This window comes from Dyadobacter subterraneus, assembly GCF_015221875.1.
Taxonomy (GTDB): Bacteria; Bacteroidota; Bacteroidia; order Cytophagales; family Spirosomataceae; genus Dyadobacter; species Dyadobacter subterraneus.
In genome coordinates this window covers 2,953,749-2,966,458 of the sequence record NZ_JACYGY010000001.1, presented here as the reverse complement: position 1 = coordinate 2,966,458, position 12,710 = coordinate 2,953,749, and the positions used below count along the sequence as shown (strand labels likewise).

Sequence of the window (12,710 nt, the reverse complement as noted above, 5' to 3'; positions counted from 1 at the left end):
GAACATTAAGAGGAGTTTGCCGGGTCAGTTTTTTATTTAAATGAACAATTATCAAAATGATATCAAATAATTATGAAGGGGCGTTTCAGAAACCGATTGGTTCTGGTTTTAGCGCTACATCGACTGCACATGATGTAATCCAGGGAATTGATCTTACCGGTAGGATCGCCATCGTTACCGGTGGCAGCACAGGCATCGGTTTGGAAACGGTGAAGACCCTCGCAAAAGCTGGTGCAACGGTCATTGTACCTGCAAGAGATATTGAAAAAGCGAAGGAAAATCTGAAAGGAATTGATCATGTTGAACTTGAAGAAATGGATCTGTTCGACTCAGGCTCTGTCGATTCTTTTATTAAAAAGTTTCTTGCATCTCAAAGACCGCTGCATTTGCTGATTAACAATGCGGGAATTATGTTCGTGCCTTTACGACGTGATGCACGCGGATATGAATCGCAACTCACCACCAATTATCTTTCCGTTTTTCAGCTGACAGCCGGATTGTGGGAAGCGCTGAAAAAAGCAAATGGTGCAAGAGTAATCAATCTTTCTTCTTTGGGACATCAATTTGCACCTTTCAATCTTGAGGACCCGAATTTTGAACAACATGACTATGAAACCTTACAGGCTTATGGGCAGTCAAAAACTGCTGTCAACTTGTTTTCGCTTGAACTGGATAACCGGGCCAAATCATTTGGCGTAAGAGCCTATTCAGTACACCCGGGCAATATATGGGGAACGGAATTAACTCGGGAAGCTCCAAAGGAAATATTACAGCAATTTGGCTTCCTTGATGCGCAGGGAAATATTGTACAGGAAGTTATAGATTCCCTTAAAACGATTCCACAAGGCGCCGCTACCGCCATCTGGGCAGCTACCAGTCCGTCACTGAAAGATATTGGCGGTGTCTATCTCGAAGATGTTGACATCGCTGAGTTGGCAATCGATCCATCTATACCAAACGGTGTAAAACCATATTCGTTGGAGGAAGGAAGTGCCAAACAATTGTGGAAATTGACTGAGAAACTAACCGGCACTACATTTAATGTTGATTAATTTTTTTGATATTAGATCGGTATATGGCGTACATCAAATAAATATTTGATCAAATATTCACATCATACCTATTAAAATTTTAAAACAACAAATCCTGTAAACTGTTGATTTGCAGGATTTATTGTTTTTAATCGAATGTAGAACTCTGAGTTGATTGGTTGATTTATAGTACCTTATCCAATACTGATTCAGATAAAATGATTTATATGATTGGTCCGAGTAGATTGACCGGAAATTTATCCAGTCCAATATATCTTTTCTGGAAACGCGGTATGACTTTTGTAATGACCGGCTTAAACCAAAACATCAAAATCATGGCAGACGATAAAACCAAAATTGGTCCGGCCGATAGCAGCCGAATCAATATTAACGAAAATTATGAAGTAGCTTACTGGACAGAGGCTCTTGGAATATCAAAGGGAAAATTAAATGAAGCCGTTGAAGCGGTAGGTACTTCTGCCCAGGCCGTCAGGGAATATTTAGAGAAAGAATAATCTCATAAATACTCGCATTCATTATAAAAACTCAGTCTCCACAAAATAAATATGGAGGCTGAGTTTTTTAAGCGTGTCCGACAATACGTACTTCTGTAATATTGGAACTCAAATAAACATGTTAACAATCCTGACCCTTTGAAGATGAATACTATCTAAAAAGCGACTTTGAGTTCTCAAAAAAGAAAATTAGCAAAAAACAAATATCAGCAAGACTTATCTATTTTTGAACGCGATAACAGAGGAATACCATATTAATTTTCTTTCTTAAATTTTGAGATAAACCCGCGAAATACTCTGAGGACTTCCTGACAAGGCTACCGAAGAAATGGTCAAAGTCTTGTTGGTAATGGAAAAAGAAGTAGTCGGCCTGAACGTGAGACCATAAATAAATATCTGTACCTGCCGAATATATAATCTATTTCTACCAGCATTAAACTGAGCATTGGTATTAAATGAGTACAATAAAACGAGCTGGCAAAAAAGTAGATAACGTTTCATTTGCTCTCTGTTTTTAAAATTATTTTACAATTTATTTTAAAATCGCTAAGAAATAATTATAAATAAATCTATAAATATTTTAACTTATTTAATAATAGATATGCTTTAAGTTATTATTTGGTTGATATTTACTCCGATAAGAATTTGTTTAATTTTTATATTTTTAATTTTTATATTTTCAATTTTTTTAGTTCGATTTTTTTCTCGACCAATAAAATTATTTCTATGCATATTTACCATAAACAAAAACTGCCACCCTTACAGGCGGCAGTCTTTAACAAATACGAAAAAATTATAACAAACCACCGGCAACGGTAATTCTTTCGCCAGTCACCCAGCCTGCCTCCTCAGAGGCAAGAAAAACGGCAACTTTTGCAATATCTTCTGGCTGACCGGTACGGCCCAAAGGAGTGTTAGCCACCATTTGTTTTTCCAGTTCTCTGCCAATTATACCGGCGGTGTGATTTCCTTCTGTATCTGTGACACCCGGCGCGATCGTATTTATCCGGATATTTTTTCCTCCCAATTCTTTTGCTAATACTTTTGTAAAAGTATCAATGGCCGCTTTTGCACCGCAATATACCAGCAGGCCAGGCATCGGATTTGTGCTTACGGTTGAGCTAATATTTATAATGCTTCCGCCCTGATCGCCAAACATTTCAACAGCATTTTGCGAGCACAACAAATTGCCCAGAACATGGGTATTAAATTGTCTGTGAAAACTATCTTCGCTAATACCTTCTAACGGTTCAAATTTGAAAACACCGGCATTATTTACCAAAATATCCAGCTGCCCAAAGGCAGTTTTGGTTTCTTCAAACATTCTCCGGACGTCAGCCCCGTTTGTAACATCGCAATGCACAGCAATGGCAATGCCGCCGGTTTTTGAAATCTCATTTACAACTTTTTCTGCCCCTTCCTTATCGGTAGCATAATTGACCACAACTTTTGCGCCCGCATTTGCAAACGCTTTTGCTATTCCTGCACCAATTCCTTTTGATGCACCGGTTACCACAGCCACTTTATCTTTTAATTTCAAGTCCATTTTTTCTATTCTTAATGAACTGCAATGTTAGATTGTTTGTATACTTTTGGCAAGTATGTACTTTTTTGTATGTTACATACCAAAAAGTAGGTATTGCTGAATATGAATGAATTATCAAAAAATAAAAATGAAAAATAAATCAAACATTTCCGGGAAAGTGCAGCCATGCGGAGTTGATTATGCTTTCAGACGGATCGGTGGAAAATACAAAGCGCGGATTTTGTGGCATCTGAACTCAAAAAAGATACTGCGTTATGGCGAGTTGAGCAGGACATTGCCCGACATTACTACGAAAATGCTCACCCAAACTTTACGCGAATTGGAAGATGATCAATTAATCATCCGTGAAATGTTTCATGAAGTACCACCAAAAGTAGAATATTCACTAAGCAGCACAGGACGGGAATTGATTCCTTTTATCGAACATTTACATAACTGGGGCAAAAAACAATTGGAAAATGAAGTCTTTGCAAACCAAAATTAACCATGAAATAATCTCACTCGGGATGATATAACCTCTTTTCCACTTTTACTGATTGTATCCTGAGAGATTTCCTACAAGTCCGTAGAAACTTTACTAATCGCCAGGATTATGGTAAAATTATCATTTTCCCTATAACAACTCATCATATAAATGAACGACTACTTTTACCGGCTTTTTGACTTTAACAACTGGGCTAACAATTTCATTTGTAATCATTTATCCGAAAACGAGATCCGGGATGAAGATTGCATAAAGCTAATGAGCCATCTTTTTCTGGCGCAATCAAACTGGTATTACCGGATTATCAATCAACAGAATGACCAGCCCGTATGGCAGATTCTGGAATTGGCCAAGCTGCCAGAACTCTTAAATGATAACGGAACAGCGTGGCTGGACTACATTCAGGGGCTGGATAAACAAAAGTTCATTGAGCAAATCGATTATAATAATCTTGCTGGACAGCCATTTAGTAATACAATTCAAGACACGCTTGCTCATGTCGTAAATCATGCCACTTACCACCGCGGCCAGATTGTCCGCCGGATCAGAGAATTGGGTCATATCCCACCATCCACCGATTATATTCAGTATGCAAGGATTTTTCCATCTACGACTTAACGAACAGAATAATTCGGAAAAGTCCGTAGTATTCTGTTCGTTAACGATATTATTTATACGTTATTTTTTAACAACTTCCGATAGTTCGATCATATTGCCCCAGGGATCCTGGATAAACGCAAGATTTCTTGTAATGGCATCCAGATAAAAAGGCTGGCCGACAACAGTAACACCGCGTTTTTTCAATTCAGCCAGTACTTTATTAAGGTTGGTGACGTGGACACACAAGTGATGATAGCCGCCACTTTCCAGACTTTTTCCCAGGTCGTTAAATTTGGTATTCGGTATTAGTTTTCCACCAGCAAGAATCTCGATCCAAAAATCATTCGTATTGGCCGGAGCAAGATAAGCGAGTTTTTCGTCTGCATAATCCCATTCGTGAATTACCCTGAAATCGAGTTTTTCAGTGTACCATTTTATAGCAGCTGCATAATCAGGGACACGGATTCCAACGTGATTCCCACTGATTTCGGAAAGTGCACTGCCAGGATTAAGTGCCGGCATTTTAAAACCGGTGGCTTCACTATGCTGTGCCTGGGCAATAATGTTTGTCATTAAAAATAATATACTATACAAAGCAGTTTTGATGTATGTTTTCATGATTGCAGATGTGAAAATTTGGTAAATACATTAAGATTATTTCGTGTTTATTCCGGTTTGTTGGTTTTGACATCATCGTGATCTGTTCCTGTGATTGTATCAAACCAGTCGGCAACATCTTTTTCAAAAGCCGCAGTTTTGCTTCTGAATCTTTCAAGAGAATCTTTCCCCAAAGGCAAATGCACCGGAGGATTTTCTGAATTTCCAAGTGCAACGAAGGCTTTTGCCAGCTTTTCAGGATCTCCTGGCTGCTGATAGTTTACTTTGGCAGCAAATTTCCGCATGGCTCCTACTGTTTCCGCATAGTCTGGAATAATTTGAGCACTGCTGATAAGTGAGCTTTCATCCAGAAAGTTGGTCCGGAAAAATCCTGGTGCGACTACCGTTGCAAAAATACCCAGCGGGGCAACTTCCATAGCCAGCGCTTCCGTGATTCCTTCAATCGCAAATTTTGTAGAGCCGTAAAGTCCCCAGCCTATGTATGCGCCGAGGCCGCCTACGGATGAAATATTGATCACATGCCCACTTTTCTTTTCCCTCATAAACGGAAGCACAGCTCTGATCACATTAAGCGTCCCGAAAACATTCACTTCATAATTTTGCTTCACTTCTTCATTGGTAGCCTCTTCAACACCCGAAAGTAATCCATAGCCGGCATTGTTAATCAGGATATCAATTTGTGCAAACTGATCGACTTGTGCAAACTGATCGACGGCTTGTTGAACGGCAGCCTTAATTTGCTGCTCATTTGTAACATCCATTGTTATAACCAACAGATCAGGGTCATTATTAAAATGTGCACTCAATTCTGCGGCTTTGCTGCGAACAGTACCAACAACCCGGTCACCTGATGCGAGTACAGCTTTTGTAATTTCTAATCCAAATCCTCGTGAGGCCCCGGTAATGAACCATGTTTTTTGCGTTTTCATTTTTGCCAATCGTTTAAATTATTTGATGAGACAAAATTGATCACAATCAGAGGCCTGGGCTGTATCCATAACAAAGCTTCTATTACGAATTTCAAAGATTTGCTAAAAAGGAGATAGTTTTATGAAGAACGAAAGGGCTAATAATACCGAACGGATTTTTAAATAACCCTGTATTTTCATTTTTTTGAAGCAAACACAACTTCATTTTGAGCTGTTATATCAGGTTGCTAAACTTGCAAACTATTAAAAACTGTTGCTTAATCCATTTCTGCTTAACCAATGCCACGAACGCTATACTTTTCCATTCAATCTTTGAAATTCATAACAGAAGCTTTGCATTTCGTAACAAGGCATCCCCTGTTTCAGCTTAATCTTGTATTGTCAAAATATAAAAGACGTTAATTCCTTTGAAACTAAATAAAGCAGGTTTTTCAGGTGTTAACACCGGCAATTTCCGCCGGTTCTGGGAAATATATTGAAAGATTACCAGTTGAAAGTGAGAGAGAATAATTAAATGTGGCTATCTTAAACCTGAAATTCGCCAGTTTCACTTTCTTCATACATCATTGATTTTGAGTAAATTTGTATAAACCTCTGACAAACCGTTATGCTCAAAACAACCCTAGACAGCAAAGTGATCGACACACTGCGCGACTTGCCAGATATGATTCCCGTTTTTCGTGAATATTTTGAAGACTGGAACATTCGTGTTTTTAACCGCGAGCAGCATGAATGCCGGAATTATCTTTCACCAAACAGACGGGAGTTTTACAAGATTTTATTCATTACAAAAGGTACCGGCGTTTTCACCATGGGCCTCAATACTTATTACATTGAGGAGCCGACGCTATTGTTCATTCATCCCAACGACATTATTTCCTGGAAAAATTTGTCCGATGAATCTGGTGGATTTTATGTTTTGTTTAAAAAATCGTTTGTTAACCATCACTTACAACTTAAAGCGGTGATTGATAAATTCGGATTGTTCTCTGATAAATCAAAAAGTGTAATCCGGTTGACCGATCCTGAGGTGCTGCGGATAGGCCAGTATTTTGAAAAAATGCAGGAAGAGGAATTAGGCAACAGTGATTTCAAGGAAGACGCCATGCAGGCCTTTCTACAACTTTTAATGGTTGAAAGTATGAAAGTTGCACGTCATCCCAAACCCGATGAGGTTACCGAGGATTTTACGCATATCCATCACTTTTTTGATCTGCTTGAAAAAGAAACTTCGGCTATTAATTACAGCGCACCGATTCGTATCAAAACGGCCAAGGAATTTGCCGGCAGCCTTCAGATGCATCCCAATTACCTAAATCAATTACTTAAAAAACATACAGGACAAAATGCCAGTACGCACATCCGCAACCGGTTACTGGACGAAGCAAAAGCATTGTTAGTCCAAACCGACTGGAGCCTTCAAGATATTAGTTATAGCATCGGTTTTGCTGAGCAGCCCAGTTTTAATCTATTCTTCAAAAAGAATACTGGGTATACACCGGCCGAATTCAGGAGAAATTTTTAAGGCTTAATACCTTCTTAGTTTTTAGGAGCCTCTGCAATCACGCAAAGAAAATAAGTTGTAATGAAAGTACGCAAAGAGAGGTCTTATCCATTTTACTTTTTAAGCTTTGCGTGAAACATAATCCTATCTTCAAAGATGTAATCTGTTTTTCATTATCTTTGTTTTTTACAAATTAAAACATGCTTACAACATCGTTTGAAGAATTGTGCTCCCGCTTTTCAAGCGGCTCATCTACGGATTTAAGTGCACTGCTGCCGGAAGGTATCCAACAGGAAGTGGGTCATTTCAATGTTTTCAATTTAACTGAGATTACGCAGGGGCCTCATGAGAAATCGGCAGTATCCTGCGCTTCCCGTGCATTTTACAAAATAAGTTTTCTGACGGGTCGCTCGGTGGCTGAATTTCATGACCGAAAGGTTGAAATATTACGACCAACCCTCGTATTTTCAACGCCCAAAAGTCCGTTTTATTGGCTGCCGATAGGGCACCAGACCGGACAGTTCTGTGTATTCACTGCTGAATTCCTTCACCCAAGCAGAAGTGGTGTGGTATTGGACGAACTGCCCATTTTCAAATCGCCTGAACATCCGGTTTATTCCCTTTCAGATGCCGATATTACGCGTGTACAAGGGATTTTTGAAAATATGGAAGCCGAAATTGCATCTAATTACGCTTACAAATATGACCTGCTTCGGGCTTACGCGCTCGAACTGATCCATATTGGGCAGAAGTTACAGTCCAGCACCATACTTCATCCGAATCACAGCGCTTCCGCTCGAACAACGTCTCTTTTTTTAGAACTTCTCGAAAGACAGTTTCCCCTGGAAAGTCCACAACAAAAGCTTACCATTCGCACCGCAAAACAATATGCCGATCAACTGGCGGTGCATATCAATCATTTAAATAAAGTACTAAAAGAGACGACTGGTCTTACGACAACTGAACTTATTGCCGGGAGAATTCTTCAGGAAGCAAAAGCATTACTTCGCCACACCGGCTGGAGTATCGCCGAAATTGCGGATAGTCTGGGATTTTCGGACTTTGCCCATTTTGCCAAATTCTTTAAAAACGAAACTTCCTTTTCTCCGGGTGTATTTCGAAGACAAACAAAAAGTTTGAATTATACATAAAATTGATTGGTTGAAACAAACCTGACCTCTCCCCTTTGACGGACTTTTGTATTGTTTTTAATCAGTACAAAAAAAGTCTTATGGCAACTCAAAAAATCGCATTAGTAACCGGTGGAAGCCGTGGAATTGGAAAAGATATTGCAATTAGTCTGGCTAAAAAAGGCACAGACGTCCTGCTCACTTATCGCAGCAATCAAACCGAAGCCGACGCAACCGTAGCGGCCATAACCGCTCTTGGGCGAAAAGCCGTTGCTTTGCCTCTAAACACGGCCGACATTAGCGGCTTTGACAACTTTTTTCAGCAAACCGCGCTGGCATTAAAGTCAACTTTTGGTGCAGAACGTTTCGATTTCCTGGTCAACAATGCAGGAACCAGCCTGTCCGCGCCTTTTACAAAAACTACTGAGGCTCAGTTTGATGAAATGTTGAATATTCATGTGAAAGGTGTTTATTTCCTGACTCAAAAAGCATTGGATTATATGCACGATGGCGGACGAATTGTCAACATTTCTTCGGCAGTTTCCCGTGTCAGCTTTGCCGGTGTATCGGCATACGGCATGATGAAGGGAGCAGTCGATGTGTATACCAGATTTCTTGCGCTTGAACTGGGTGCACGTGGCATTTCGGCTAACGTAGTAGCTCCCGGCGCAATTTTCGGAGGAGCAGCCATGGAAGACACGCCGGAAATGCGTGCCTATGTGGCAGGTGTTACCGCGCTTGGACGCGTTGGTTTACCTGACGATATCGGCGGCGTAGTGGCATTCCTTTGCAGCGAAGATGCCAAATGGGTAAATGGCCAGCGAATTGAATTGACCGGTGGTATGAATTTGTAAAATCAAAGATTGCTGCTTATTGTAAGCGCTCAAAAGGGCGCTTACTTTTTTCGTTTAAAAATAAATCAGAGCGTGCTCAGACTCTTTTTTCATCAAATCTTTCGGTGTGTGACCAAACAATTTTTTAAAGGCAAATGAAAAATGAGACAAATCTTCAAACATTTAATCACACCTTTTCCACAAAAACAAATAAAAGATCCAGTCTATTAAATACCAATTGCGGTTAACTCGTTTTTATAAACAAATTGCTGATCACCGTCCGAAAAGACTTCAATTTCAGAAATGTTTACTCCCTGAAGGAATATTAGGCTGCTGTGACTTCTCAAAGGCATGAGATTTGTAGATAGAAGAAATTTAAGGAAAAGATTGTCTGAGATGAGAATTTCGCACCTTTTCCGATCACTTCATCAACAAATTATGAAAACATATCCTAAGGCAACAGATTTTAAGGGCCAGAAACAGCCTTATCCTGCCGAGCAATCCAAAATGGATCCGCTTCCGGAAACTGAATTTTCACACTACAAACCTGCCGGAAAATTAAAGGGTAAAGTCGCCCTGATCACTGGTGCAGATTCTGGAATTGGAAGAGCAGTTGCCATTGGTTTTTGCCTGGAAGGTGCCAAAGTCGCCATTTTATATAATGAAAACGACGACGACGCAACGGAAACAAAAACCCTTTGTGAAAAAGCAGGAGGAACATGCCTGATCATCAAATCAGATGTCCGGGATTCCCAGGCTTGTAAAGATGCTGTGCAGAGGACAGTGGACCAATATGGAGTTCTGAATATCCTGGTCAACAATGCAGCATATCAAATGGCACAGAAAAAATTCGAGGACATTACGGAAGAGCAACTGCGACGTACTTTTGAAACCAACATTCTTGGTTATTTTTTTATGGCCCAGGCTGCGTTGCCGTTTTTGAAAGAAGGCGATTCGATTATTAATACAGGAAGTATCGTGGGAAAGACCGGAATTCCGATTTTAATTGATTATTCGTCAACCAAAGGCGCCATTCATTCTTTCACAAAATCATTGGCGCTCAATCTTGGAGACAGAGGTATCCGGGTCAACTGCGTAGTGCCAGGCCCCGTCTGGACACCAAATATTCCAGGCACCATGCCCATTGAAGAAGTCGAAAATTTTGGTCACGAGGTGATACTGAAACGCCCGGGTCAACCCGAAGAACTTGCCCCTGCCTATATACTTCTGGCTTCGGACGACGGAAGTTTTATGACCGGAAGTTTTATCCATGTTACGGGCGGCAAACTTTCCAGTGATTAAGATGGAAAATACCAATTATCCCGACGGCTGGGTAAAGGAAATTTTGGAAACTGAATTTGTAAAGCCATCCACGCGTGCCCTTCTGTTAGATCGTCTTGACACAAATACAAAGTCAACTCCTGATTTTTTTGACGATGAATCTTTTTCCATACTTCAATGCGTTTGTATGAGATTGATTCCGCAAGACAGGAATGAACCGATTGACCTGGCTGGTTTGCTAGATGAACAGCTGAGCAAAAGCCCTGGAAATGGTTGGCGCTACGATGAATTACCAGAAGATAAAGTGCTTTTCAAAAAGGGAATAAAAGGTATGGAAAAACTGGCTCAGATGGCCTTTGCCAAAACTTTTTGTGATCTTGACGACGCCGAAACGGACCAGATTCTCTTAACGATTCAAGCTGGTAATGCCAAGGGTTACGAGTGGGACCAGATTCCTTCCAACCTGTTTTTTGAAGAATTACTGGCAAGTTTGGTTGAACTTTATTATAGTCATCCTTTGGCCAAAGAAGAAATTGGAGACATATCTTTTGCCGACGCAAAAGGATGGAAAAATATAGGCCTCGACCAGATTGAAAAGCCAAATCCTAATAACCGATGACTGACGAAAACCGGACCGGATCCTTTTATGATATTTATGGTAATCGTTTGCCTTCCAGACAATTTTCAAATGATGAGATTGTCGATGCTGTTGTCATAGGAACTGGCGCAGGCGGAGCGCCTCTGCTGTCGAGGCTGGCCGGGGCAGGATTAAAAGTCGTGGCTCTGGAGGCGGGAAGTCACTGGTCTGCAAACAAAGATTTTGTAACCGATGAACCCGGACAAGCTAAACTTTTCTGGAACGACGAACGCCTGAGTGCGGGAAAAAATGCCTTGGCTTTTGGCAATAATAATTCAGGAACCGGTGTTGGAGGTTCCACTTTACATTATACCGCCTATGTTCCCCGGCCGCAAACAGATGATTTTAATTTGCATACCGATTTCGGCGTTGGGGTAGACTGGCCCATTGGATACGAAGATCTTGAAAGTTACTTTGATGAAATCGAAGAATTTCTAGGCGTTTCCGGTCCGGCAGATTATCCATGGGGAAAGAAACGTGTAAAAAGTTATCCCCTGGCACCATTACCCATCAACGGTGCTGGTCAACTGATGAAAATGGGATGCGATGCACTCGGAATCAAAACGTCAGCAGCTGCTAATGCCGCTCTCTCAGCCCGATATTTTCAGCAAGGTATTGGCTGGCGCGAGGCGTGTGCGAATCGTGGCTTTTGTCAGGCTGGTTGTGACATTGGCGCCAAAGGAAGTATGGATGTGACCTATCTCCCGCTTGCCGTTCAATATGGAGCTGAAATCCGTGCCAACAGTTTTGTTACAGGGTTTGAAAGAAACCAGTCAGGAAAAATCTCGGCCGTTATTTATGAGAAAGATGGCCAGGAAATCCGGCAGAAATGCAGTAATGTTTTTTTGTGCGCCGGCGCTATCGAAACACCAAGATTATTATTAATCAACAGCCTGGCAAATTCCAGCGGACAAGTTGGTAAAAATTTCATGGCACATACAGGAATGCAGGTTTGGGGTCAGTTTAATCATAATATTCAGCCGTTTAAAGGAATTCCAGGCGCATTAATCTCAGAGGATACTCACCGGCCAAAAGAGGCTGATTTTGTTGGAGGATATCTGTTACAATCCATTGGTGTGATGCCCGTTACCTACGCATCGCAGGTGGCGCGTGGTGCGGGACTTTGGGGAAAAGCTTTGATTGAACATATGCGGTGTTATAACAACACAGCCGGGATCAACATTCTGGGTGAATGTTTGCCTTACGATTTTAACTATGTAGAACTTTCTGACGAAACAGATCAGCGCGGTTTACCAAAACCACGTATCCATTTTACTTTCGGGGAGAATGAAAAAAGGTTAACAGCGCATGCGGAAAATGTGATGCGGAATATTTGGAGCGAAGCCGGTGCGGAAAATGTCTGGTCCTTCAATAGAGGTGCCCATATTATCGGAACATGCAGGATGGGTAAAAAAGCAGATCAGGCAGTTGTGAACAGTGAGGGACAAAGCTTTGACATTCCAAATCTTTTCATTTGTGACAATTCGGTTTTTCCAAGTGCACTCAGCGCAAATCCCGCACTGACGATCATGGCATTATCACTCCGGACAGCGGATCTGTTTTTATCAAAAACGAAATAAAAAGACTACACATAACTAACAA

The 12,710-nt window shown here is 40.9% G+C and carries 14 protein-coding genes; 10 read left to right on the top strand and 4 right to left on the bottom strand.

The window, feature by feature from the left end:
- Positions 1-56: 56 nt before the first annotated feature.
- Both IEE83_RS12210 and IEE83_RS12205 read left to right on the top strand, forming a co-directional pair.
- Positions 57-1,052, top strand: a complete 996-nt coding sequence (locus IEE83_RS12210; protein WP_194120851.1) for an SDR family NAD(P)-dependent oxidoreductase — start codon at positions 57-59, stop codon at positions 1,050-1,052.
- A 314-nt stretch (positions 1,053-1,366) separates the two neighbouring features.
- A complete protein-coding gene (locus tag IEE83_RS12205) occupies positions 1,367-1,546 on the top strand; it encodes a DUF3606 domain-containing protein (RefSeq protein WP_194120850.1) in 180 nt (59 codons plus the stop codon).
- Between the two features lie 267 nt (positions 1,547-1,813).
- On the opposite strand, the gene IEE83_RS12200 is transcribed toward IEE83_RS12205, so the two are convergent.
- The gene (locus IEE83_RS12200; RefSeq protein ID WP_194120849.1) at positions 1,814-2,047 is read right to left on the bottom strand and encodes a hypothetical protein; all 234 of its coding nucleotides are present in this window, start codon (positions 2,045-2,047) and stop codon (positions 1,814-1,816) included.
- 292 nt (positions 2,048-2,339) lie between these two features.
- A complete protein-coding gene (locus IEE83_RS12195) occupies positions 2,340-3,092 on the bottom strand; it encodes an SDR family NAD(P)-dependent oxidoreductase (protein ID WP_194120848.1) in 753 nt (250 codons plus the stop codon).
- 127 nt (positions 3,093-3,219) lie between these two features.
- Between IEE83_RS12195 and IEE83_RS12190 the strand changes: the two genes are divergently transcribed.
- Entirely contained in the window at positions 3,220-3,576 is a 357-nt protein-coding gene (locus IEE83_RS12190) for a winged helix-turn-helix transcriptional regulator (protein ID WP_194120847.1), read from the top strand.
- Positions 3,577-3,726: 150 nt separating this feature from the next.
- Positions 3,727-4,194, top strand: coding sequence for a DinB family protein (locus IEE83_RS12185; protein WP_194120846.1), 468 nt, complete (start codon positions 3,727-3,729; stop codon positions 4,192-4,194).
- Between the two features lie 60 nt (positions 4,195-4,254).
- Here the strand turns inward: IEE83_RS12185 and IEE83_RS12180 are convergent, their stop codons facing one another.
- The gene (locus IEE83_RS12180) at positions 4,255-4,794 is read right to left on the bottom strand and encodes a VOC family protein (protein WP_194120845.1); all 540 of its coding nucleotides are present in this window, start codon (positions 4,792-4,794) and stop codon (positions 4,255-4,257) included.
- Positions 4,795-4,841: 47 nt separating this feature from the next.
- Positions 4,842-5,723 (bottom strand): oxidoreductase, encoded by an 882-nt coding sequence (locus IEE83_RS12175; protein WP_194120844.1) that lies wholly within the window; start codon positions 5,721-5,723, stop codon positions 4,842-4,844.
- A gap of 607 nt (positions 5,724-6,330) precedes the next feature.
- Between IEE83_RS12175 and IEE83_RS12170 the strand changes: the two genes are divergently transcribed.
- The 6 genes from IEE83_RS12170 to IEE83_RS12145 all read left to right on the top strand — a co-directional run bounded on the left by IEE83_RS12170 (position 6,331) and on the right by IEE83_RS12145 (position 12,688).
- The gene (locus IEE83_RS12170) at positions 6,331-7,248 is read left to right on the top strand and encodes an AraC family transcriptional regulator (RefSeq protein WP_194120843.1); all 918 of its coding nucleotides are present in this window, start codon (positions 6,331-6,333) and stop codon (positions 7,246-7,248) included.
- Positions 7,249-7,427: 179 nt separating this feature from the next.
- Complete coding sequence (locus IEE83_RS12165; RefSeq protein WP_194120842.1) at positions 7,428-8,378, top strand: helix-turn-helix domain-containing protein; 951 nt, start codon at positions 7,428-7,430, stop codon at positions 8,376-8,378.
- Positions 8,379-8,458: 80 nt separating this feature from the next.
- Entirely contained in the window at positions 8,459-9,211 is a 753-nt protein-coding gene (locus tag IEE83_RS12160; protein ID WP_194120841.1) for an SDR family NAD(P)-dependent oxidoreductase, read from the top strand.
- A 417-nt stretch (positions 9,212-9,628) separates the two neighbouring features.
- On the top strand, positions 9,629-10,492 hold the full coding sequence (locus IEE83_RS12155; RefSeq protein WP_194120840.1) for an SDR family oxidoreductase: 864 nt from the start codon (positions 9,629-9,631) through the stop codon (positions 10,490-10,492).
- A 1-nt stretch (position 10,493) separates the two neighbouring features.
- On the top strand, positions 10,494-11,090 hold the full coding sequence (locus IEE83_RS12150) for a gluconate 2-dehydrogenase subunit 3 family protein (protein ID WP_194120839.1): 597 nt from the start codon (positions 10,494-10,496) through the stop codon (positions 11,088-11,090).
- Complete coding sequence (locus IEE83_RS12145; RefSeq protein WP_194120838.1) at positions 11,087-12,688, top strand: GMC family oxidoreductase; 1,602 nt, start codon at positions 11,087-11,089, stop codon at positions 12,686-12,688. The genes IEE83_RS12150 and IEE83_RS12145 overlap by 4 nt, the downstream gene beginning before the upstream one ends.
- The last annotated feature ends 22 nt before the right edge of the window (positions 12,689-12,710 follow it).